14 protein-coding genes, 3 tRNA genes and 8 pseudogenes are annotated in these 23,864 nt (G+C 45.4%); 17 read left to right on the top strand and 8 right to left on the bottom strand.

Going from position 1 to position 23,864, the window contains the following annotated elements:
• Positions 1–31: 31 nt before the first annotated feature.
• Together ACJHWR_RS02405 and argH are read right to left on the bottom strand one after the other, a co-directional pair.
• Positions 32–1,348, bottom strand: coding sequence for an anaerobic C4-dicarboxylate transporter family protein (locus ACJHWR_RS02405; protein WP_000339325.1), 1,317 nt, complete (start codon positions 1,346–1,348; stop codon positions 32–34).
• Between the two features lie 64 nt (positions 1,349–1,412).
• The gene (gene argH / locus ACJHWR_RS02400; RefSeq protein ID WP_000105004.1) at positions 1,413–2,789 is read right to left on the bottom strand and encodes an argininosuccinate lyase; all 1,377 of its coding nucleotides are present in this window, start codon (positions 2,787–2,789) and stop codon (positions 1,413–1,415) included.
• A gap of 469 nt (positions 2,790–3,258) precedes the next feature.
• On the opposite strand from argH, the pseudogene ACJHWR_RS02395 reads away from it, so the two are divergent.
• From ACJHWR_RS02395 to ACJHWR_RS02370, 6 genes and pseudogenes are all read left to right on the top strand, one after another.
• A pseudogene (locus ACJHWR_RS02395) lies at positions 3,259–3,516 on the top strand (D-galactonate dehydratase); the annotation flags it as partial.
• A gap of 111 nt (positions 3,517–3,627) precedes the next feature.
• Positions 3,628–3,877, top strand: a pseudogene (locus ACJHWR_RS02390) (hypothetical protein); the annotation flags it as partial.
• 4 nt (positions 3,878–3,881) lie between these two features.
• A pseudogene (locus ACJHWR_RS02385) lies at positions 3,882–4,052 on the top strand (serine hydrolase); the annotation flags it as partial.
• Positions 4,053–4,098: 46 nt separating this feature from the next.
• A pseudogene (locus ACJHWR_RS02380) lies at positions 4,099–4,221 on the top strand (thioesterase); the annotation flags it as partial.
• 1 nt (position 4,222) lies between these two features.
• Positions 4,223–5,455, top strand: coding sequence for a phosphoadenosine phosphosulfate reductase (locus ACJHWR_RS02375; RefSeq protein ID WP_001058035.1), 1,233 nt, complete (start codon positions 4,223–4,225; stop codon positions 5,453–5,455).
• Positions 5,440–6,084, top strand: a pseudogene (locus ACJHWR_RS02370) (IbrB-like domain-containing protein). The gene ACJHWR_RS02375 and the pseudogene ACJHWR_RS02370 overlap by 16 nt, the downstream one beginning before the upstream one ends.
• 370 nt (positions 6,085–6,454) lie before the next feature.
• Here ACJHWR_RS02370 and ACJHWR_RS02365 read toward each other — a convergent pair.
• A pseudogene (locus ACJHWR_RS02365) lies at positions 6,455–8,601 on the bottom strand (TonB-dependent receptor plug domain-containing protein).
• A 1,179-nt stretch (positions 8,602–9,780) separates the two neighbouring features.
• Between ACJHWR_RS02365 and ACJHWR_RS02360 the strand changes: the two are divergent.
• The 6 genes and pseudogenes from ACJHWR_RS02360 to ldtA form a co-directional block, all read left to right on the top strand.
• Positions 9,781–9,969: pseudogene (locus tag ACJHWR_RS02360) on the top strand (IS4 family transposase); the annotation flags it as partial.
• Positions 9,970–9,977: 8 nt separating this feature from the next.
• Positions 9,978–10,121: pseudogene (locus tag ACJHWR_RS02355) on the top strand (cobalamin biosynthesis protein); the annotation flags it as partial.
• A gap of 151 nt (positions 10,122–10,272) precedes the next feature.
• Complete coding sequence (gene cobU / locus ACJHWR_RS02350) at positions 10,273–10,818, top strand: bifunctional adenosylcobinamide kinase/adenosylcobinamide-phosphate guanylyltransferase (RefSeq protein ID WP_000973159.1); 546 nt, start codon at positions 10,273–10,275, stop codon at positions 10,816–10,818.
• Entirely contained in the window at positions 10,815–11,558 is a 744-nt protein-coding gene (gene cobS, locus ACJHWR_RS02345; RefSeq protein ID WP_001297350.1) for an adenosylcobinamide-GDP ribazoletransferase, read from the top strand. Before cobU ends, cobS begins: the two co-directional genes overlap by 4 nt.
• Positions 11,559–11,569: 11 nt before the next feature.
• Entirely contained in the window at positions 11,570–12,649 is a 1,080-nt protein-coding gene (cobT, locus tag ACJHWR_RS02340; protein ID WP_001193797.1) for a nicotinate-nucleotide--dimethylbenzimidazole phosphoribosyltransferase, read from the top strand.
• A 61-nt stretch (positions 12,650–12,710) separates the two neighbouring features.
• Positions 12,711–13,646, top strand: a complete 936-nt coding sequence (gene ldtA / locus ACJHWR_RS02335; protein ID WP_000986308.1) for a L,D-transpeptidase — start codon at positions 12,711–12,713, stop codon at positions 13,644–13,646.
• A gap of 55 nt (positions 13,647–13,701) precedes the next feature.
• Here ldtA and ACJHWR_RS02330 read toward each other — a convergent pair.
• A tRNA-Asn gene (locus ACJHWR_RS02330) sits at positions 13,702–13,777 on the bottom strand.
• Positions 13,778–14,103: 326 nt separating this feature from the next.
• Between ACJHWR_RS02330 and nac the strand changes: the two genes are divergently transcribed.
• Positions 14,104–15,021 carry a nitrogen assimilation transcriptional regulator NAC gene (gene nac / locus ACJHWR_RS02325; protein WP_001011461.1) on the top strand — a complete coding sequence of 306 codons (918 nt, stop codon included), beginning with the start codon at positions 14,104–14,106 and terminating at the stop codon, positions 15,019–15,021.
• Positions 15,022–15,122: 101 nt separating this feature from the next.
• The gene (cbl, locus tag ACJHWR_RS02320; RefSeq protein WP_001011036.1) at positions 15,123–16,073 is read left to right on the top strand and encodes an HTH-type transcriptional regulator Cbl; all 951 of its coding nucleotides are present in this window, start codon (positions 15,123–15,125) and stop codon (positions 16,071–16,073) included.
• A gap of 37 nt (positions 16,074–16,110) precedes the next feature.
• Here cbl and ACJHWR_RS02315 read toward each other — a convergent pair.
• A tRNA-Asn gene (locus ACJHWR_RS02315) sits at positions 16,111–16,186 on the bottom strand.
• A 160-nt stretch (positions 16,187–16,346) separates the two neighbouring features.
• Here ACJHWR_RS02315 and yeeO point away from each other — a divergent pair.
• Together yeeO and ACJHWR_RS02305 are read left to right on the top strand one after the other, a co-directional pair.
• Positions 16,347–17,834, top strand: coding sequence for a toxic metabolite efflux MATE transporter YeeO (yeeO, locus tag ACJHWR_RS02310; protein WP_023142104.1), 1,488 nt, complete (start codon positions 16,347–16,349; stop codon positions 17,832–17,834).
• Between the two features lie 100 nt (positions 17,835–17,934).
• Positions 17,935–18,010: transfer RNA gene (locus ACJHWR_RS02305), tRNA-Asn, on the top strand.
• Between the two features lie 451 nt (positions 18,011–18,461).
• Here ACJHWR_RS02305 and ACJHWR_RS02300 read toward each other — a convergent pair.
• The 3 genes from ACJHWR_RS02300 to shiA all read right to left on the bottom strand — a co-directional run bounded on the left by ACJHWR_RS02300 (position 18,462) and on the right by shiA (position 22,393).
• Positions 18,462–19,178 carry a YebC/PmpR family DNA-binding transcriptional regulator gene (locus ACJHWR_RS02300; protein WP_000532923.1) on the bottom strand — a complete coding sequence of 239 codons (717 nt, stop codon included), beginning with the start codon at positions 19,176–19,178 and terminating at the stop codon, positions 18,462–18,464.
• Positions 19,179–19,520: 342 nt separating this feature from the next.
• Positions 19,521–20,975: an AMP nucleosidase gene (gene amn, locus ACJHWR_RS02295; protein ID WP_001060244.1), complete on the bottom strand. Its 1,455-nt coding sequence runs from the start codon at positions 20,973–20,975 to the stop codon at positions 19,521–19,523.
• A gap of 101 nt (positions 20,976–21,076) precedes the next feature.
• The gene (gene shiA / locus ACJHWR_RS02290) at positions 21,077–22,393 is read right to left on the bottom strand and encodes a shikimate transporter (RefSeq protein ID WP_000378571.1); all 1,317 of its coding nucleotides are present in this window, start codon (positions 22,391–22,393) and stop codon (positions 21,077–21,079) included.
• A 314-nt stretch (positions 22,394–22,707) separates the two neighbouring features.
• Between shiA and ACJHWR_RS02285 the strand changes: the two genes are divergently transcribed.
• A complete protein-coding gene (locus ACJHWR_RS02285) occupies positions 22,708–23,760 on the top strand; it encodes a glycosyltransferase family 9 protein (protein ID WP_000477878.1) in 1,053 nt (350 codons plus the stop codon).
• Positions 23,761–23,864: the final 104 nt, after the last annotated feature.

The raw sequence follows: 23,864 nt of genomic DNA, 5'->3' as shown, positions 1-23,864 counted from the left end.
CAGTGTTATCCTCTTCATTTATTCCTTAATGTTACAGAATAACCTGCGCAATTAAGTAGGCAAAAACAACCTGGGAAATGACCATGACGAACCCAGGACGTATATAGCTATGGTTGATAACAAAGCGCCCAATTCTGGTAGTACCAGTTCTGTCAAACGCCACACAACCAATCTGATTCGCTCCGGGTATAATAAAATCACCACAAGTACAGGCAAAAATTGCAATAAGATAAGGTGCAGGAATACCCAGGGTGACTCCTAATGGCATAATCGCAGCTACTGTCGCAGCCGGGCTCATGATCACCAGAGAAAACAAGAATACGATAAAGCCAAACAGCAAAGGCGCATCATTTACAAGATTGCCAAAAACATTGATCAGCTCTGCCTGATAAGCATCAAAAAATGTTGCAGTCATCCACGAAACACCAAGTATTGCCACAACCCCCATCAAACCAGCACGGAACACAGAGCCACTGTTAAATTTATTGCTTGGAACTTTCCCCACAATCATGATCAATAAAGCTGCAGTCAACATAATCATCTGGATGACCATTGGGGTTGATAATCTTTTTCCATCCCACGACGGAAGAAGCTCAGTAAAAGATCCGAGAATAAGGACCAGCACGACTCCTATGGCAAAAATAGCAACCCCTTTTCTTGCACCTGGTGCAGCGACATATTCTTTTTTCTGTTCGGTGTGCATGAACTCATACTCACCTGCTGCAACACGCCTTTGAAATTCAGGATCATCTTCCAGTTCTTTACCACGCTTGTAGACTGAAAAGCTGGTAACAATTGCAGCCATAAAAAACGAAGGAAGGGCAATAGATAATATTTGCCCTAACGTGATCCCTGCATACTCATGAAGTATAGCCAGCATCCCGGCAGTTGCTGCACTCATAGGGCTGGCAGCCACTGCCACACTGGCTGCAATGACCGTTGCAGATAATGCACGTTCTGGACGTACTTTTGCTTCAGCGGCGACTTCAGCAATAACAGGGTATAAGGAGAAAGCGACATAAGTCGTCCCACAAAATAGTGTAAATACTGAAGTTAATATTGGCGCTACAAAGGTTATCGCCTGTGGTTTCTTACGGAGTATCCGTTCTGCGACCCTGACTAAATAATCTAATCCTCCAACAGCTTGTAATATACTGACAGCACTAATAACACAAATAATAATTAACATAGCAGTAATGGAGGGAGAGGAGGGTTTCAGTCCAAAGCCCAAAACCAATATTGCAACCCCTAACCCACCTCCAGCACCAAGCCCCATTCCGCCGTATTTTCCGCCGATTCCAATACAGGCCAGAACAATAAATAGTTGTATAAAAAATAGAGCGTCCATTTTTCAACCTCAAAGATATTCCCGGATATAATATCCGGGGAATCTTAAACATTATAATTCTTAACTATTTTAAAAGTGATTTTGCAATCTCTATTTGTTTTTTGACAGCATCAGGTCCGGTTCCACCATAAGACATCCTGGCCTTAATGCAAGCCTCCAGAGAAATACTTTCATAAATATCTTTTTCTATTTTATTATCAAATGTGGAGAATTCTTCCATAGTAAGCTCTTCTAACATTTTTTTATGTTTAATACAGTAATTTACTGCACTACCAACAATATGGTGAGCTTCTCTGAAAGGAATACCTTTACGGACCAGATAATCGGCCATATCTGTTGCATTCGAGAATCCTCGAGCGGCTGCTGCACGCGTATTTTCGGCAAGGATAACCATTTTTTCGATCATAGGTGCCATTATTCTTAAGCTGGCCTGTAGAGTATCCATTGAGTCATAGACCTGCTCTTTATCCTCGCTCATGTCTGTATTATACGCTAGCGGTATGCCTTTCATAATAGTCAGCATGGCCATCAGATTTCCATACATTCTCCCACCTTTACCACGCATTTTTTCCGCCACATCAGGGTTCTTTTTCTGCGGCATGATGCTGGATCCTGTACAGAAGTCATCAGAAAGTTCAATAAATTTAAAGTCTTGGCTAGAGAATAAAATCAGTTCCTCTGAAAGGCGAGTTAGATGCATAAAACACATCGCTGCTGCCGCGGTGAATTCGACCATATGGTCGCGGTCACTGACAGAATCAATACTATTCTCAGTTGGCTTATCAAAACCAAGTTCACGAGCCGTAAAATTACGATCAATAGGGAATGTCGTACCGGCGAGAGCCGCTGCCCCCAAAGGGCATTCTCCCATCCGTTGATACAGATCTTCAAACCTATTCCAGTCACGACGCAACATCCAGTAATATGCCATAATCCAGTGAGATAAAAGAATGGGCTGACCTGTTTGCAAATGAGTATAGCCTGGCATGATGACATTAATATTGTTTTCTGCTTTGTTAATTATTATTTTTTGCAGGTTGGTAATATCCTCTTGAATTTCACGGATAATTGCTCGCATATGCATTTTAGAATCAACAGTGGTTTGATCATTACGACTTCGCCCCGTGTGGAGTTTACCACCAACAGGGCCAATAATTTCAGTCATCCGTCTTTCAATGGCCATATGAATATCTTCATCTACAGTATCGAAAATGAATTGGCCGTCTTCAATTTCTTTACTTACTTGTCTCAAACCTCTAATAATTGTATTGGCTTCATCCTGTGTGATTATTCCCTGACGTCCTAACATCGTGGCATGAACTATGCTTCCTTGAATATCAAAGGGGCATAGGCGCTGCTCCAGCGTGATAGTTGCATTATATTGTTCAACGAGTTTATTTGTTGGCATATCAAAACGTCCGCCCCATAATTTCGTAGACATCCTCATCCTCCTGCTTATTCATAAGTAATTAGAAAAAATGTACCGGCTGGATTTAATATCAGGTTATAAAATGATGTTGGCAATTGTCAACAAATGCGGCGATTAAATTGACTTATATTGCCATTAGTTTTAATCATTAAATCATAATGTTTGTTAATGTTTTAATGATAAGCATGGAGATATACCTCACGTTTAACATGTTATTTGACGAGAAATATATTTAATAAATTCAATTATGCAAAAACATGAAAACAAGAGTTCAAATGGGTCTTTGATAAAAGTCAAAAATTCTCTCTTTTCTTCTGCGTCAGATAACATCTAAGTTATCAACTCTTGTCTGGCGTCGGTTACTTTACGGTTATGAATTATCTTATCCTAGCGATATTGAATTGATTCAAATAACAGGAAATGGTCGTAGTACAAAGGACAGAAAATGATGTTGATAGAAGTGATGGACAGCACATAAAATTATCGTAGGGTTGGCGGCGATCGTCCGGCAAATGCTATCGACGGTATTAAAACCCTGCACGAAATCGGCTTCGATACCCTCAAACTGAATGGTTGTAAAGAACTGGGGCTATTCGTGAAGCTTTTGGCAATCAGATTGAGTCTGGTCTTGATTTCCACGATTGCACCAGCGTGCTGATAGTGGTTGATAGTGAAAGCACGGATTAAAGAACTGGAACCGTATCGCGCGCTGTTTATTGAAAAGCCGGTGCTGGCGGAGCATGATGATGTGATTAAGCAGTCTGAAGAGTCAGAAACTTACAGTTGTCTTTTAAGAGCACCTGCAGGATTGTTTCTCAGTTTCTGCCTGCTCTGGCATTACCCTATTTTTCCCATGTTGAATACGGATACGCCTGAGGACATTTTGTCTCTGTTGGGCACTCTTTGGCCTCGGGGAGTTACTGTTCGCTTACCGGATATGCCTGCCGTGCAGACCACAGGCTTACCTGGTTATTTGTTTGATCGCGTCCGGGGCCAGCGATGCGAAATAGTACGCTATGTTACCAGTGAGTTATTTGTCGGTGCGCGTCTTTGTAAATAAAGACTGGCGTTCATTGTTATGCATTGATCATTATGGCGAACAATTTACGTTTACGCGTACGTGACTATGTCATCACCCTGGCGGTACCCGTGTTCGTGACCGCCATGCTCTGTATGGCAGCGGTTATACTGTAGCGTTTTATCCTGATATGGGGTCCATCGAGTGTGTTGGCTATACCGATAGAAATTATCTTGTTAGCTTTCGTTCTGACATAACATCATCAAATTAAACGAATTCTATTACACAACAAGGAGTGGGAGGATGAGTAATATCAGTTTGTATTGTTTGCCATATTCAGGTGGTTCTGCCGCTATGTACTATAAATGGCGTAACGTGCTGTCGGACAATATTACTTTGAAGCCTTTAGAACCTGTGGGGAAGGGGAATGAACAATGATTTTTCCGCGAAAAAAATCCTGACGGGTGAGGATGTCCTGTGTGCGGCCGTTCACCGTATTGAGTGGTTGTTTGAGACATTTTCTTCTGTCTGTTTGTCTTTTTCCGGAGGAAAAGACTCTACTGTGCTGCTCCATCTTACGGCCGATGTGGCTCGCAGGAAGAAACGTCGTTTCTCTGTATTATTCATTGACTGGGAAGCTCAGTACCAGTGCACAATTGCACACATTCTGAAGATGAGGGAGATGTATCGGGATGTGACGGAGACTTTTTACTGGGTGGCACTCCCCCTGACTACGGTAAACGGTGTCTCTCAGTTTCAGCCGGAATGGATATGCTGGGAACCAGGTGTGGAGTGGGTTCGTCAGCCACCAGATGACGCTATTACAGATATGTCGTACTTCCCATTTTATCGGTATGCCATGACGTTTGAAGAATTTGTTCCGGCATTTTCTTCCTGGTTTGCCGGTAACCGGTGTGGAGTGGCAATACTGACTGGTGTTCGTGCTGATGAATCGCTCAATCGCTTTGTGGGACTGGTGTCTCAGCGCAAACTGAGATATGCAGATGATAAACCCTGGACCACAGCGTCACCTGAAGGGTTTTATTACACCTTGTATCCGTTGTATGACTGGAAAGCTCGTGATATATGGATATATAACGCCAGAACCCGAGCTATCTACAATCCCCTGTATGACCTGATGTACCGTGCCGGCGTGCCGTTACGCAACATGCGGGTCTGTGAGCCTTTTGGCCCGGAACAGCGTAAGGGACTGTGGCTTTACCATGTTCTGGAGCCGGAAACCTGGGCCAGGATGTGTGAGCGGGTGTCGGGTGCTGCCAGCGGGGCGCTTTATGCCAATGAGAGCGGTGCCTATTTTGCCCTGCGTAAGCGTATCACGAAGCCACCTCATCATACCTGGCGTAGCTATGCGATGTTCCTGCTGGATGTGATGCCGGAAAGAACGGCAGAACATTACCGTAATAAAATTGCTGTCTACCTGCGCTGGTATCAGACGCGGGGCTTCCCGGATGACATCCCGGATGAACAGGAGAATGACCTGGGGAGCCGGGATATCCCGTCCTGGCGACGTATCTGTAAGACACTCATAAAGAATGATTTCTGGTGTCGGACCCTCTCCTTCAGTCCGAACAAACCCCGGCACTATGAACGTTATCTGCAGCGTATGAAAGAAAGGAGGAAGGAATGGGGGATTCTGTGACACCTGAGGTGGAAGTATTGAGCAACATGATTCGACAGTACTTCAGTCAGGAACGATCTGAAGAAGAGACCATACGAGCCCTTAATCATCTGCGCAGGGTGTTGCATGAGGTCAGCCCTTTTGCACAGGAGCCTGTGGACTGTGTGTTGTGGGTGAAAGCGAATGAGGTGGTGGCCAACGATTACAATCCCAATGTCATGTCTTCCAGTGAAAAAAAACTGCTTAAACATTCACTGGAGCAGGATGGATTCACGCAGCCTGTGGTGGTTTCGGAAGAGAAGGAGCATTATCTGGTAGTGGATGGTTTTCATCGTCAGTTGCTGGGCAGGAAAGCGGATACGAGAAAACGTCTGAAGGGCTGGCTGCCAGTGGCCTGTATTAATCCAGAGAGAAAGGGATAGGCATCACGTATTGCCGCGACCATACGGCATAACCGTGCCAGGGGAAAACACCAGATAACGTCAATGTCTGACATTGTCAGGGACCTTTCGCGTCTGGGCTGGACAGATGAGCGTATTGGCACAGAGTTGGGCATGGATCAGGATGAAGTGCTGAGGCTCAAACAGATTAGCGGGCTGACAGAGCTGTTTCAGGAAGAGAATTTCAGCCCGGCATGGACGGTTCGTTGATATTGTAAAATATGATAGTTGGAGTAGGGGACAATAGAAGGAGAATATTTATTCCACCTTCTTCCGCGTCGGGATAAATCAAAAGGTATTATCCATTGATTCAGTATCTGGGGGAGAGTAAATAATCTAAAAATAGTATTGCGTTGTGAACTGATATCACTTTTGAATTACAAAGGTATAGGCTCAGTAGCCAGCTTTATAAGTCATTGTCGTAGCAATGAGTATAGAATCATGCTGGCGGGAAGAATAAATATTCATCTACAGATGGAAAACAACGACGAAAAACCTTCAACAAACACAATACGTTCGTTAGCCTGCCCGCAAAGCGGGCAGATCAGGACAAAGAATTCCATAACGATTGTTTTTGTCATCAGAAATTCCATACAAAACCTATAGCTGCATTAAAACCTGCTGCAGGAATAGTTTCATGTGCTGTACGGTAGCGTTTGTCTGTCAGGTTATTGAGTGCCAGGTTAATCCGGTACTGATCCTCGTTACCGAATTCTGTATTTACTGCAAAGTTGAGAGTGGCCCAGCCCGGAATATTTGTTTCGGTACCGTTACTGTCATCTTTTGCACTAGAGGCAGCACGAATAAAAACATCAGAGATTATGTTGGCCTGACCCATCACAAGAGTATGTTTCAGCCCTATACGTCCGTTTATCGCTGGTTCACCTGTATTAGTTGTTTTTAATGTTGAAGTTTCATATTGCCGACGAATTAAATTGCCACTGATATATGGCGAGAAAACCCAGCCATTATATTCTGCACTTATTTCCAGTCCCCATGTTTTTGCCCGATCAATATTGTCATAATAATAGTAGCTACTACGGGAGGAGTTGGTGTTACCATTGCAAACTATACTGCCATCACAGATCAGACTTGCAATATAATCTTTAGCTTCTGAGTAGTAAACTGCGCTGTCAATCAGCCACTGATTACCATTATATCGTGCACCTAATTCAAAGTTATTGGAGTGTTCAGCCTTAAGATCAGGATTTCCGTATGTGACACTGCCGCCCGCAGATGTCTGCATAAAAAGCTGGGAGAGTGTGGGAAATACGTAGCCTTGCGCGAACGCAGCGCGTAACTCCAGGTTATCGAAACCTGAATAGCGCAGGCTTGTAGATGTTACCATTTCGTGATCACTCGCAGACTCTCTGGCAAGAGAGGTATCGCTTATAATGCCTGCGGTATATGATACTCCGTCACCACGCGTCAACTTTGAAGAAAGCCAGTATTGGCGAACTCCCATTGTCCATGTCCAGTGATCGGCGAATTGCCAGTCATTTTGTGCGAATAGTGAGACTGTACTTTGCTCTGACTCATAATAGGAGCGAGTTCGTGTTTCCTTATTAATGAAGCCGGTCAGAGATTTGCTTGAGGTCATGCCACCGGACCTTTGGTTGACCCTGTCTTGTTTGTACTGTGCACCGGTAACAAGTTCATTATTAGCAGGCAGCGAAAAGTGACTCTGCAATGTGACCGCCTGAGTGTATTGCTTATCATGGGTGTCAGTCTTGTTATGAACGGTCAGAGCCTGAATCATCGGACTGGGAACAGGCTGTGTCGTTTTTACTTCGTTGGCAAATTGGCGCTGGATGGTCTGCTCATACGCGTCGAAATGAATTTTTTTAGATAGTCACCGTCCACGTCTGTGTCATAGAATACCCCAACTTTCTCTCGTTCAAGTTTAGGTATTTTGACACTAAATGCCTCATAACTTCCGTCTGGATCCTCATAGTAAGTTTGTGTCGCGAGTCTGTAGCGATCAAGCGAGAGGCCAAAACGATGGTTTCCGGAGTTATAACCCAACCATACACCCTGACTATTGTTACGATAGTTGGTATTCGGCAGACGTCCATCCGGCGTATCACGATTGCCCTGATCAGAATAACTACCGTTGATGCGATAATCAAATCCACCGATGCTCCCCTGGACCGCGATTGATTCTTCCCAGCCTGCTGTTGCGGAATTATAAACAGCTTTCACAACTCCAGATGCAAGTTTGTTACCTCCCTTTTTGGTGATGAAGTTAACAATACCGCCAATTGCCTGTGAACCGTACAGTACGGAATATGGACCTTTCACTATCTCAACACGCTCCAGCGCAGACTCATCTATCAACAGTCCCACACTATAATTATCTCCGGCGCGCTGATAAGTTACCTCCTGACCATCAATGAGAATTAAAACACGGGAGGATGCTTCGCCACGAATGCGGATTTGTTTACGGCCTGCCAAGGAGTTGTCTGTTATCTCTACTCCGGGGATGTCCTGCAAATTATCGGCTATGGAGGCATTGGTGGAGTTCTGCAATGTTTGTTGGTCAATAACCTGTATAGTCGCCGGGCTTTCCCAAAGGTTGCTTGCCGAACGATTCGTGGTCACGACGAGCGTCTCTTCGTTGCTGATTTTTGTTTCTGAAGAAGTTGCGGTTGCAGTAGAAACTATCCCAGAAATGCATAATGACAGAGTGGAAAGGATATAAATTCGACAAGGTATATTATATAACATTTCATCCCTCATTAATACAAAGTACAAATGATTGCTGTAATGATAATTATTTTCATTTATGTTCTCATATATCTATAATTATTGTCATCTTCATAAATTGTAAATATCAAACATTTTTGACCTTAATCATGTTTTTTGATAGATATTTTACGACTGAACATATCCGTCGTTTCCTCTGACTCGTGTCAGTCGGTCTCTGGTTGTATCCACGGACCGCACTCTTGACATAAGAGTGCGGTCCGTGGAAAACGGAGTTGAAAAAATGGTGTCTGAAAGAAGGTACCATCATTGTGATGACAAATACTTTGGCGTGGATAATGTAATTAATTGCTGAAATTGACCGTATATGCGGTAAGACTCATATCAGTATCAGGTCCGGTTAATTGCTGATACTAATATAAACTTTTTACAAAAGGATGAATGCAGAAGGTTACTCTAATGGCCAGAGTGATGACAATGATGGTCAGACGTTGACCTGCAGAAACTGCATTTTAATTGGTCTATAAAGTCTGCAAGAGGAATCAGGGTCAGATCAGTGAGTCTTATCGCGGCCCGAAGCTATGACTGAAAGAAGGCTGGATACAGAATTGCAACAATTTGGCAATGTCAGAACACAGAAGCTTTGCAAGCAGGTGAAAGGTTATGTCTAGCAAAAGGAGTATATCAGAATATATCTACTGATGTACAAAACACAACAATAGCTTCATGATATATAAATACGTGATGACGAGTGGTACTCCGCATGGTTATTTAACTTCTCAGCACCACTAATGATCCTGAGCAACTTCGTATTTGGGCCATTACCATGGAGTAGAAAGCTGTGTCTGAGAATGCAGAATTTGAGAAAAGAATTCGCTTTCTTGGAGAGCTTCTGAAAATGGCACGCTAACAACGTTTTGTTAAAAAATGTGAATCACTTGCCGGGGCTGCATTTTCTATTCGAGGAGAATGTTGACGTAGATATTACAGAAATCTCAGCGCATCAGGATAAACTGCTACCTTAGGTCAACCACCAAAAGAAAATACAATACGTCCAGTTTGTATGCCTTTAATAACACATCTTCTAAATGTTGAAGAATTATCCCGCCTGCTGAAGAACGTTGCTCTGAGTGTGATAAACCTTTTTATTCTTGATGATGTCAGCGAGAAGATGGAATATATCCCCGACTGGGTCGTGGTTACCCGGTTAAACATCTGGTGGCGCTAATAAATCTGGCAAGTCACATTCTGTTGAATGCTGTGACAGTGCCTTACCGAGAGAGCGAAATTGTGGTGTTCTAGTGCATAGTCGCCACCATTCCGGATAATTCTATTACGTTGTTTTACAAGTTCTTTTACAGCGCAGATCTGTCGCTGACGTTGAATCAATAGCCTGGATTTCAGAACACAATGCCCGTTTGCTGGTTGTTCCGGCAGTAGCATTAATTCATTATCTGAATGAAATGTGTCAATCCACAGAAACCGCTGTCAATGACGCATTTTGTCGGACGTTAACACAAGAAAGTCTGGCTATTCCGTAATGCCATCTTATTTCGTAATGGATTGAGAATGCTGGATTTTTAATTATATTACGCGCAGTATTAATCGCGTAAATGTTTTGCGGTCAGCAACGGTGGGGGATCCATTGTTCTGTTCAATGAATACCATCATACATTTGAATCAGGAGTCGGTATGATGATTTTGGTGACGGGGGGCGCACGGAGCGGGAAGAGTCGCCACGCAGAGGCGCTTATTGGGGACTCTTCACAGGTTCTGTATATCGCTACCTCGCAAATCCTTGATGATGAGATGGCTGCACGGATAGAACATCATCGGCAAGGCCGCCCGGCGCACTGGCGCACGGTGGAGCGTTGGCAACATCTTGATGAATTAATTCATGCAGACATTAACCCGCATGAGGCTGTGTTGCTGGAATGCGTTACCACCATGGTGACTAATCTGTTGTTTGATTATGGCGGCGATAAAGACCCTGATGAATGGGATTATCAGGCGATGGAACAGGCGATTAATGCTGAGATTCAGTCGTTGATTGCTGCCTGCCAACGTTGTCCCGCAAAGGTTGTATTAGTGACTAACGAAGTGGGAATGGGGATTGTGCCGGAGAGTCGTCTGGCACGACATTTTCGTGATATTGCCGGGCGGGTAAATCAGCAGCTGGCCGCTGCGGCAAATGAAGTATGGTTGGTGGTTTCGGGTATTGGAGTAAAAATCAAATGAGTAAATTATTTTGGGCGATGCTCTCTTTTATTACGCGTCTGCCTGTACCGCGTCGCTGGTCCCAGGGACTGGATTTCGAGCATTATTCTCGCGGTATTATTACTTTTCCTTTAATTGGATTATTGCTTGGCGCGATTAGCGGGCTGGTCTTCATGGTGCTGCAGGCATGGTGTGGCGTACCACTGGCGGCACTGTTTAGCGTGCTTGTGCTGGCGCTGATGACCGGGGGATTCCACCTGGACGGCCTCGCCGATACCTGTGATGGCGTATTTTCTGCACGTAGCCGCGATCGCATGTTGGAAATCATGCGTGATAGCCGTTTAGGCACCCACGGCGGTCTGGCATTGATTTTTGTGGTACTGGCAAAGATTCTGGTGTTAAGCGAGTTGGCTCTGCGTGGCGAACCGATCCTTGCATCGCTGGCGGCAGCATGTGCGGTCAGCCGCGGGACTGCCGCATTATTGATGTATCGTCATCGTTATGCCCGGGAAGAAGGGCTTGGCAATGTGTTCATTGGCAAAATTGATGGGCGACAAACCTGCGTCACACTCGGCTTAGCCGCTATTTTTGCTGCCGTATTATTGCCGGGTATGCATGGTGTGGCTGCTATGGTGGTGACGATGGTGGCGATTTTCATCCTCGGTCAGCTTCTCAAACGTACGCTGGGCGGGCAAACCGGCGATACGCTGGGAGCTGCTATAGAGCTTGGTGAACTGGTCTTCCTGCTGGCACTGCTATAAAGAGACGTGACATGCAAACACTTGCCGATTTACTGAATACGATCCCTGCCATCGATCCTGCCGCGATGTCGCGTGCACAACGGCATATTGACGGGTTACTCAAACCTGTTGGTAGCCTGGGAAGGCTGGAGGCGCTTGCCATACAACTGGCAGGAATGCCGGGGTTGAATGGCATACCGCATGTGGGCAAAAAAGCGGTACTGGTTATGTGTGCCGATCACGGCGTCTGGGAGGAAGGGGTCGCTATTTCCCCAAAAGAAGTGACAGCCATTCAGGCTGAAAATATGACCCGCGGAACAACCGGCGTGTGTGTGCTGGCAGCACAAGCGGGCGCTAACGTCTACGTAATTGATGTTGGTATTGATACTGCTGAGCCTATCCCCGGGCTTATCAACATGCGTGTTGCTCGAGGTAGTGGCAATATTGCTTCAGCTCCGGCAATGAGTCGCCATCAGGCAGAAAAGTTGCTTTTGGACGTCATATGTTATACGCGGGAGCTGGCAAAAAACGGTGTTACGCTGTTTGGTGTAGGTGAACTGGGGATGGCAAACACGACACCGGCAGCGGCAATAGTCAGCACAATCACTGGCCGGGCTCCTGAAGAAGTGGTTGGGATTGGCGCAAACCTGCCGACAGATAAACTGGCTAATAAAATTGATGTTGTGCGCCGGGCGATTACGTTGAATCAACCAAATCCGCAGGATGGCGTTGATGTCCTGGCAAAAGTGGGTGGATTTGATTTGGTCGGAATGGCTGGCGTGATGTTAGGCGCTGCTTCCTGCGGTTTACCCGTGTTGCTGGATGGATTTCTTTCTTATGCTGCCGCGCTCGCAGCCTGCCAGATGTCTCCTGCAATCAAACCGTATCTCATTCCTTCTCACCTGTCGGCAGAAAAAGGGGCGCGTATTGCGCTGTCGCATTTGGGGCTGGAGCCTTTTCTCAATATGGAGATGCGTTTAGGTGAGGGGAGTGGCGCAGCTCTGGCGATGCCCATCATCGAAGCTGCCTGTGCGATATATAACAACATGGGCGAACTTGCTGCCAGTAATATTGTTCTACCGGGGAATACGACTTCTGATTTGAACAGTTAAAAACGAAAAGTCTGATAAAAGCTATACTTAACGGATAGCTTTCGCGACTTAGGAAAGGGACATGATGCGTCGTGTAAATATTTTTTGCTCATTTGCTCTGCTTTTTGCCAGCCATACTAGCCTGGCGGTAACTTATCCATTACCTCCAGAGGGTAGCCGTTTAGTGGGGCAGTCGTTTACTGTAACTGTTCCTGATCACAATACCCAGCCGCTGGAGACTTTTGCCGCACAATACGGGCAAGGGTTAAGTAACATGCTGGAAGCGAACCCGGGCGCTGATGTTTTTTTGCCGAAGTCTGGCTCGCAACTCACCATTCCGCAGCAACTGATTTTGCCCGCCACTGTTCGTAAAGGGATTGTGGTTAACGTCGCTGAGATGCGTCTTTATTACTACCCACCAGACAGTAATACTGTGGAAGTCTTTCCTATTGGTATCGGCCAGGCTGGGCGAGAAACCCCGCGTAACTGGGTGACTACCGTTGAACGTAAACAAGAAGCTCCAACCTGGACGCCAACGCCGAACACTCGGCGCGAATATGCGAAACGAGGGGAGAGTTTGCCCGCATTTGTTCCTGCGGGCCCCGATAATCCCATGGGGCTGTACGCGATTTATATTGGCAGGTTGTATGCCATCCATGGTACCAATGCCAATTTTGGTATTGGGCTCCGGGTAAGTCAGGGCTGTATTCGTCTGCGCAATGACGATATCAAATATCTGTTTGATAATGTTCCTGTTGGGACGCGTGTGCAAATTATCGACCAGCCAGTAAAATACACCACTGAACCAGATGGCTCGAACTGGCTGGAAGTTCATGAGCCGTTGTCGCGCAATCGTGCAGAATATGAGTCTGACCGAAAAGTGCCATTGCCGGTAACCCCATCTTTGCGGGCGTTTATCAGCGGGCAAGAAGTTGATGTAAATCGCGCAAATGCTGCGTTGCAACGTCGATCGGGAATGCCTGTGCAAATTAGTTCTGGTTCAAGACAGATGTTTTAAGAGCGTTGGTAATTAGAAAGCAAAAAGCCTGCTAGAAAGCAGGCTTTTTTGAATTTGGCTCCTCTGACTGGACTCGAACCAGTGACATACGGATTAACAGTCCGCCGTTCTACCGACTGAACTACAGAGGAATCGTGTGAACGGGGCGCATATTAATGGCAGTGCATGGTGATGTCAAAGGGTGAAATGCATTTTTTTGTTTGTTTGCTGTCAATTTCAACAAAGTGGTGAGCTTTCAATCTTATTGGGTAATGAACCATCGTGGTGCATACCCTCCTTTTATAGGGCAGGGGAACGCGACAGCTGATTAAAGGAGCAAATGACGAATCTATCATAATCTCTTATTTGACAGTTGGTTAGCTTGTACATCAACGCCAAAATAAAACTGGCAAGCATCTTGCAATCTGGTTGTAAGTAATGGCGGCACTTGGGCCGATTCTTAAAAACCGGAGGCAACATGAACTTCAGACGCCTGAAATACTTCGTAAAAATTGTAGATATTGGTAGCCTGACCCAGGCTGCTGAAGTATTGCATATCGCACAACCAGCGCTCAGCCAGCAGGTTGCCACACTGGAAGGTGAGTTAAATCAACAACTTTTGATCCGTACAAAGCGGGGCGTTACGCCAACAGACGCCGGAAAAATTCTCTATACCCATGCGCGGGCCATTTTACGTCAGTGTGAACAGGCCCAACTGGCGGTGCATAACGTTGGTCAGGCATTATCGGGGCAAGTCTCGATTGGCTTTGCACCAGGAACCGCTGCGTCATCCATCACCATGCCCTTATTACAGGCGGTTCGCGCTGAATTTCCGGAGATCGTTATCTATCTTCATGAAAATAGTGGTGCAGTGCTTAACGAAAAATTGATAAATCACCAACTCGATATGGCGGTGATTTATGAGCATTCCCCTGTGGCTGGTGTATCCAGTCAGGCTTTGCTGAAAGAAGATCTTTTTCTGGTAGGTACTCAAGATTGCCCGGGGCAAAGCGTTGATGTGAATGCTATTGCGAAAATGAACCTCTTTCTCCCCAGTGATTACAGTGCTATTAGACTTCGTGTTGATGAGGCTTTTTCCCTACGGCGACTCACGGCAAAAGTTATTGGTGAAATTGAGTCTATTGCCACGCTTACCGCAGCGATTGCCAGCGGCATGGGCGTTGCAGTATTACCCGAATCGGCCGCGCGTTCGTTATGTGGCGCAGTAAATGGGTGGATGTCACGCATTACCACTCCTTCCATGAGTCTCTCTTTGTCATTAAATTTACCCGCCAGAGCGAACTTATCGCCACAGGCACAGGCAGTGAAAGAGTTGTTAATGTCAGTGATTAGTTCTCCAGTGATGGAAAAAAGGCAGTGGCAATTGGTGAGCTAAGTGTTATATCGGAATGGAATAAGATGCGGGTTTTTATTATTTGTTATGCCGGGCATTAGACTTTAACAATAACGGGAAATCTGAACTGCCCGGAGTTTACCGTGAATTTCCAACAACTAAAGATAATCCGCGAGGCTGCACGTCAGGATTACAACCTGACAGAGGTTGCGAATATGCTTTTTACCTCACAGTCAGGCGTCAGCCGTCATATTCGGGAACTGGAGGATGAACTTGGCATCGAAATATTTGTTCGACGAGGTAAGCGACTGCTGGGCATGACTGAACCGGGCAAAGCATTACTGGTCATTGCAGAACGTATTCTGAATGAAGCCAGTAATGTTCGTCGGCTTGCAGACCTGTTTACCAACGATACGTCTGGCGTTCTCACTATTGCAACGACGCATACTCAGGCACGTTATAGCTTGCCAGAGGTCATTAAAGCTTTTCGCGAACTTTTCCCGGAGGTTCGGCTCGGGCTAATCCAGGGGACGCCACAGGAAATTGCGACATTGTTGCAAAATGGCGAAGCTGATATTGGTATCGCCAGCGAGCGTTTGAGTAATGACCCGCAGCTCGTCGCCTTCCCGTGGTTTCGTTGGCACCATAGTTTGCTTGTTCCACACGATCATCCCTTGACGCAAATTTCACCATTGACGCTGGAATCAATAGCGAAGTGGCCGTTAATCACTTACCGACAGGGGATTACGGGGCGCTCACGTATTGATGACGCATTTGCCCGCAAAGGTTTGCTGGCAGATATTGTATTAAGTGCGCAGGATTCTGATGTCATTAAAACCTATGTTGCTCTTGGGCTTGGGATCGGATTAGTTGCCGAACAATCCAGCGGCGAACAAGAGGAAGAGAATTTAATCCGTCTGGATACGCGGCATCTTTTCGATGCTAATACTGTCTGGTTGGGACTGAAGCGAGGACAACTTCAGCGTAACTATGTCTGGCGCTTTCTGGAACTTTGTAATGCAGGACTGTCAGTTGAGGATATCAAGCGGCAGGTGATGGAAAACAGTGAAGAGGAAATTGATTATCAGATATAGCAAAAAGCCCGCTATAAAAGCGGGCTTTTCAGAAATTTGGCTCCTCTGACTGGACTCGAACCAGTGACATACGGATTAACAGTCCGCCGTTCTACCGACTGAACTACAGAGGAATCGCTGTTGAGGCACATCTTAACGGCGAAAAATCTTTTGTCAAACCCGATTTTTAAATTCCCCAACTGTTTGCCGTTTCTATCAACAGTTTGTTGCATTTGCAGACAATTTGTTGGCGAAAATCTTTGCAGCTTTGCTGATTCTCCCTCATTATTTGAAATGTGGTTTCACTTTCTGCAATTAAGGTCGGCTTTGAATATCTCCTCTGCTTTACGCCAGGTTGTTCACGGCACTCGCTGGCACGCTAAACGCAAGAGCTACAAAGTGTTGTTCTGGCGCGAGATAACCCCGCTTGCTGTTCCTATCTTCATGGAGAATGCCTGTGTCCTGTTGATGGGTGTCCTGAGCACTTTTCTGGTCAGCTGGCTGGGAAAAGATGCGATGGCCGGCGTGGGATTGGCGGACAGCTTCAATATGGTCATTATGGCTTTTTTTGCTGCTATCGATCTTGGTACTACTGTCGTTGTGGCATTTAGTCTCGGTAAGCGGGATCGACGACGAGCGAGGGTGGCGACGCGGCAGTCATTGGTGATCATGACGTTGTTTGCCGTACTGTTGGCAACGCTTATTCATCATTTTGGCGAACAAATTATTGATTTCGTCGCGGGTGATGCCACGACAGAAGTTAAAGCACTGGCGTTGACTTATCTGGAGCTGACGGCACTCAGTTATCCAGCAGCTGCCATCACTTTGATTGGTAGCGGGGCACTTCGTGGTGCAGGGAATACGAAAATACCGCTACTGATTAACGGTAGCCTGAATATTCTTAATATTATTATTAGCGGCATATTGATTTACGGCCTTTTCTCCTGGCCGGGACTGGGATTTGTCGGGGCTGGGTTGGGTTTAACCATTTCTCGTTATATTGGCGCAGTTGCAATTTTGTGGGTGCTGGCGATTGGTTTTAATCCTGCGCTAAGGATTTCGTTAAAGAGCTATTTTAAACCGCTGAATTTTAGCATTATCTGGGAAGTCATGGGGATTGGTATTCCAGCGAGTGTCGAATCAGTGTTATTTACCAGTGGTCGGTTATTAACCCAAATGTTCGTTGCCGGGATGGGGACCAGTGTTATTGCCGGAAATTTTATCGCGTTTTCAATTGCGGCTCTTATCAACTTACCCGGAAGTGCGCTCGGCTCTGCTTCTACGATCATTACAGGCCGAAGGTTGGGGGTAGGGCAGATAGCGCAAGCAGAGATTCAGTTGCGGCATGTGTTCTGGCTTTCCACTCTTGGATTAACGGCCATCGCCTGGCTAACGGCTCCCTTTGCCGGGGTTATGGCATCGTTTTACACCCAGGATCCACAGGTTAAACATGTCGTTGTGATTCTGATTTGGCTAAATGCTTTATTTATGCCTATTTGGTCCGCCTCATGGGTGCTACCCGCTGGATTTAAAGGTGCTCGCGATGCCCGTTACGCCATGTGGGTTTCTATGTTGAGCATGTGGGGTTGCCGGGTTGTCGTCGGTTATGTGCTGGGCATCATGCTTGGCTGGGGTGTGGTTGGTGTCTGGATGGGAATGTTTGCCGACTGGGCTGTGCGGGCCGTGCTGTTTTACTGGCGAATGGTTACTGGACGTTGGCTGTGGAAATACCCTCGATCCGAACCGCAAAAGTGTGAAAAAAAGCCAGCTGTGTCGGAATAAACGACAAAATGCAGATTATTTCAGCAAACGATTTCAAATTTAAAAAACAGGCTTTGACATTATGGGTGGGCATCGCTAATATTCGTCTCGTTCTCACGATTCCTCTGTAGTTCAGTCGGTAGAACGGCGGACTGTTAATCCGTATGTCACTGGTTCGAGTCCAGTCAGAGGAGCCAAATTTTAGTTTTGAGATATCTCTATGAGTCTCAAAACAGTTAAAAAATAAAAATTATTTTTACCCGGTTACCTTGTAAAAAAGTGACCGGGTTTTTTGATTTCTGTGTTTCGTGCGCTTAATCGAGTCTCACGCTTCAGTGAGCAAGTTGCCCCCAACAGACATCACGATTCGCAAGGTCAAAAACTCTGTTCCATGAAGTACCGTACAAAGATAAAGAGAAAAATGCCTTATGCGGGATGTCGCTATCGCGTCTTTATCGGGAAACTATGCGTTATTGCCACTTTGCCTTCTGTAATCAGAAAAAGAAGAACTGGAATTTTAATAAATATTATTTCTCTGGGAACGGGGATTTTTTATAATCAATATGACGAGTTGAACATTATATTTTTTATAAGGGTTATATGAGATTAAAGAAATCTGCCGTAAAGACAGATTTCTTTAAAAGATAATTAGAGATTTGCGACGTTATGATAAACTTTTTGTACATCGTCGTCATCTTCAAGGGCATCAACAAGCCCTTCAAAGATTTCTAAATCTTCTGGGGAAAGCTCAACTTCAGATTGAGCAATCATTTCTAATTCTGTTGTTGAGAACTCAGTGATTCCAGCTGCTTTTAGAGCCGCGATTCCTTTATGAAGGTCAGTAGGTTCAGTATAAATAACAATGTTACCTTCTTCTTCAGTCACATCACGAACATCAACTTCAGCTTCAAGTAAAATTTCAAAAATATGGTCAGGGTCTGTCCCCTTAAATACAATCACACCCGTATTGTCAAACATATAGCTGACAGAACCTGCCGCTCCGATATTGCCGCCTTTTTTATTGAAAATTGTGCGAACGTTAGCAATCGTACGGTTAACATTTGAAGTCAATGTCTCGGCGATAATCATTGAGCCATTAGGACCAAAGCCTTCATAACGTCCCTGCACGAACGTTTCATCTCCGCCGCCTTTGGCTTTATCAATTGCTTTATCAATAACGTGCTTTGGAACTTGTGCCTGCTTTGCACGTTCAATAACGAATTTTAAAGATGTGTTTAATTCTGGATCAGGTTCACCTTGTTTGGCAGCAGCATAGATTTCTACACCGAATTTTGCATAAATTTTAGACGTTGCACCGTCTTTAGCCGTTTTTTTAGCAACAATATTGGCCCATTTACGTCCCACTGGAATGATCTCCTCGAAAATTTATTTACATTACAGGTAAATCGTTAACATGTGTTAATTCGGCATATTATATCATAACAGGAAAAATCTCGTCTATTAGAAATAAAAATATTCTAAAGCCATAATCTTATATTTTGTTTTATAAATACTAATGTTGTTGGCGGGATTTTTTATAATTATGTTTTTAAAGCATACTTGCTTTTAATATGCGGAAATCATTAAGACGATAATGAAACTCGCATTTGCCCAAGGAAGCAAACAGCCCGCGTTTATTGCAGGCTATTTGCCAGATGTCTTACTTAATCCTTCACATCTATTTCTGATAAGAAGGTTCAGAACTTATTATCGGAACGGCGGCTCATTAAAGGTTCGTAATTTACGTGAATGCAGTCGGTCGCCTTCTGCGCGCAGCAAATCGATCGCCCGAATGCCAATTTGTAGGTGTTCGGAAATAGCGCCTTCATAAAAACGGTTAGCCTGACCGGGAAGTTTAATCTCGCCATGCAACGGTTTATCTGAAACACACAGTAGTGTCCCGTATGGCACGCGGAAACGATATCCTTGCGCGGCAATGGTTGCACTTTCCATATCAATTGCTACGGCCCGGCTTAAGTTAAAACGAAGTGCAGAAGCTGAGTAACGTAATTCCCAGTTCCTGTCATCTGTGGTTACCACAGTACCAGTACGTAGCCGCTGTTTGACTTCCTCACCGGGCCTGCCACTCACCAGCTTGGTGGCGTCATAAAGCGCACGTTGCACTTCAGCAATGCTCGGAATAGGAATATCGGGCGGCAGAACCGCATCAAGAACGTGGTCATCGCGTAAATAAGCGTGTGCAAGTACATAATCGCCAATGGCCTGACTTTCACGTAATCCGCCACAGTGACCAATCATCAACCAGACATCCGGGCGTAGCACTGCCAGATGATCGCAGATGGTTTTAGCATTTGACGGTCCCACGCCAATATTCACCAGAGTAATACCCTGACCATCGGCGGTAATTAAATGCCATGCTGGCATCTGATGTTTTTTCCATGCAAGGTCGGAAATGGCTTCTTCTGGCGCTTCGGTTTCGGCGGTGATCCAGTTCCCGCCAGCACAAGAAAGGGCAATGTAGGGACTATCAGGATCGAGGATCTGGCTGCATCCCCAACGAACGAATTCATCCACATAACGTGTGTAGTTGGTAAACAAGACGAACGGCTGAAAATGTTCAACTGGCGTACCGGTATAATGGCGCAACCGTGCGAGGGAAAAATCGACGCGGCGCGCATCAAAATGCGATAGGGGGGAGAATTCAGTTGGATGATAAATGCCGTCTGCAGTTTCATCGCCAATTTGCGCCAGTTCTGTTGTCGGGAAGTAGCGAGTTAACCCAGCGCTCATTGAGCGATCAAGTGTCAATTCAGAGCCATCGATGACATAAGGATAAGGGATTTCATGCTGCGAGGGTTGCACAGAGATATGCGCACCATAATCCTGATACAGCAACGTAAGTTGTTCATTAAGATACGAACGAAAGAGAGTAGGGCGAGTAATCGTGGTGGTGTAGCTGCCTGCGTGAGTAAAACGACCAAATGCGCGCGTTTTGGGGGGATTGGTTGTGCTACCGTCCCAGGTTACGGTCAGTGATGGATAGACAAAAAGACCTTGTTTGCGGGCGTTTTCATCAGGTAATTCGCCACTTGTAATATAGTTGCCAATGGCGTTGCGTAATGCGACTACAGATTGCTCATACAGCGCGTCGAGTTTATCCAGTGCCTGAGCTGGGGTCAGACCGGAGCCCTTATTATTCATGTGTGTCTCCTGTTCCATACAATTACCGCACATCCGATAGTATGTCACAGGAATGTGAAACAAAAGTGTAAGGCGAAGATCGGATGATCTTCGCCAGACTATCAAGCGCGTTGATTGTCTTTCATCAACAAAGCGGTCATTGCGGAAATCAGACATCCAGCCAGCAAATAAATGGCGACGCTATGCCAGTTCCCGGCAAAGTAAGTGATGAGTGCAGCGGCAATAAAAGGTGTAAATCCACCGCCAACCACACTGGCGACCTGATAACCGACTCCAGCACCACTATAGCGATAACTGGCACCAAACATTTCGGTAAACATCGGTTGTTGCACACACACCACCATGTCATGCGCAATGTTTGCCAGCATTATGGAGAAGAAAACTATCCAGAAAATAGATTGTGCTTCAAGCGCCATAAAGAAAGGAAATGCGCTCAACGTTCCGATTAACGCACCTGTGATATAAACCCTGCGGCGACCAAAACGATCGGCAAGCCAGGCAAAACAGGGAATTGTCAAGCAGCTTAATCCACCTACCAGCAAACCAATATTGAGGAAAAGTTCGCGCGGTAACCCCATATTCTGGGTTGAATAATTAAGTGCAAAGGCAGTAACGATGTACATCGTCAGCAATTCGCACAGTCGTAGCGCAATAATCTTCAGGAAAGCACCGGGATGTCGTAACAGCGCTTCGATAACCGGGATGCGTTTTTTCGCGGCAGCTTGATAATGTTGCTGTTGTTCAAATTCCGCGGACTCCTCCATGCCATTGCGCACCCACAATGCTCCCAGTACCAGTACGATGCTAAACAGGAAAGGAATGCGCCAGCCCCAGCTTAAAAACTGTTCGTCAGTCGTCATCATACTGATCAATGAAACCAGTCCGGTTGAAAGCAGTAAACCTACACCGTAGCCAACTTGTACACCGCTACTGTAAAAGGCTTTTTTATTTTTCGGTGCACTTTCAACGGAAAGCAACGCCGCGCCTCCCCATTCGCCGCCGACGGCAAATCCCTGAATGGCACGCAGTGTCACCAGCAAAATAGGTGCCCACCACCCAATGGTCGAGAATGAAGGAAGAATACCAATCAAGGCTGTCGCGATGCCCATCATCCAGACGGTCAGCATTAACATGCGCTTACGTCCCAGTCGGTCGCCAAAGTGACCGAAAATGACACCGCCGAGCGGACGGAAAAGGAATCCGACGCCAAAGGTGGCAAATGCGGCGAGCGTTCCCATCGCCGGGCTTACTTGCGGGAAAAACTCGCGATTAAACACCAGTGCGGCGGTGATGCCATAGAGTAAAAAATCATACCAGTCGACGACGGCACCAGCGAAGCTGCCTAACGCAGCTCGTCGGGCGCGACTTAACGAAAGCGTCCCTTCATCGGGACGAGTGGAGATGAGCGTGGAGTCCATAATGATCCTGTTTGTACTGTCTTTTTATAATTAGTATGGAAAAGGTAACTCACATTGCCGTCGATCTATAAACGAACCTTATGAGACTACCTCGACAGAGCGCATCTGCAAATGATTTTATGGCTGATTAGCGGCAACATGAAAAATTCGATGGAAGATGAAAGCGCAGGAGTTGCTGGTGTTGTTTAAGGATTAAGCAGAGGAGCCACAGGTTAGAGATATGAAACATAAAAGTCCGCATATGCACAAAATGGCACCCTGATGAGTCTGATAGACTGCATTGCATTATAACCAGTAGGGAGGCGAGGTTAGGTATGTTTTTAGCATCATTGTTGAGACGTATTGCATTTAGTTACTACGATTATAAAGCTTATAATTTCAATATTGAAAAAACAGACTTTGTTGTCATCCATATTCCCGACCAGATTGGCGATGCTATGGCCATCTTTCCTGTTATTCGGGCGCTTGAATTGCATAAAATTAAGCATCTTTTAATTGTTACGTCGACAATTAATTTAGAAGTGTTTAATGCACTTAAACTTGAAAAGACTAAATTAACATTAGTCACAATGACTATGCAGGATCACGCAACATTAAAAGAAATAAAAGATTTAGCAAAGAACATAACACAGAAATACGGTACGCCGGATCTTTGTATAGAGGCGATGCGTAAAAAGAACCTGAAAACGATGATATTTATCAGTCAGTTGAAAGCAAAAACGAATTTTCAGGTTGTTGGTTTAACCATGAAGTGCTACTCCCCTTTGTGCAAGAACGCGTCCCGGATGGATCAGAATCTCCGGGCTCCTGTACCCATGACATGGGCATTTATGATGCGTGAGGCGGGTTTTCCAGCAGTCAGGCCAATATATGAATTGCCACTAAGTGAGGATGTACTCGATGAGGTGCGCGAGGAAATGCGATCGTTAGGATCTTACATTGCGCTTAATTTAGAAGGTAGCTCGCAGGAACGTACATTTTCATTATCGATTGCAGAAAATCTAATAGCAAAAATTCAAAGTGAAACAGATATACCAATAGTGATCGTTCATGGACCAAAAGGGGAAGATAAAGCCAGGGTATTAGTGGATTGTTATAATAATGTCTACCGTTTATCCTTATCACCCTCGATTAAACGTTCAGCAGCAATCATAAAAGATGCTTATATCGCAATAACTCCTGACACCTCAATATTACATATGGCAAGTGCCTATAATACTCCCGTTGTTGCAATTTATGCTGATTACAAAACGCGATGGCCCGCAATGGCCGATGTTTCGGAGTCAGTCGTCGTTGGGCAAAAAATTGACAATATAAGTCTGGATGAATTCGCAAAGGCATTAAAAAGTGTTTTGGCGAGAATATGAGACAGTACTTATGCATAGTAATGCCGATCTGTTATGAACGGTGGTGTCATCAATACTCTGAGGCTGGTCAATCATCACAGAAAACCAGCCTTTGGATCAAAGCT

The organism is Escherichia sp. WS568 (assembly GCF_046486085.1).
Classification (GTDB): Bacteria; Pseudomonadota; Gammaproteobacteria; order Enterobacterales; family Enterobacteriaceae; genus Escherichia; species Escherichia coli.
The sequence above is the reverse complement of the archived record's forward strand: the minus strand, read 5'-3'. Positions and strand labels throughout refer to the sequence as shown.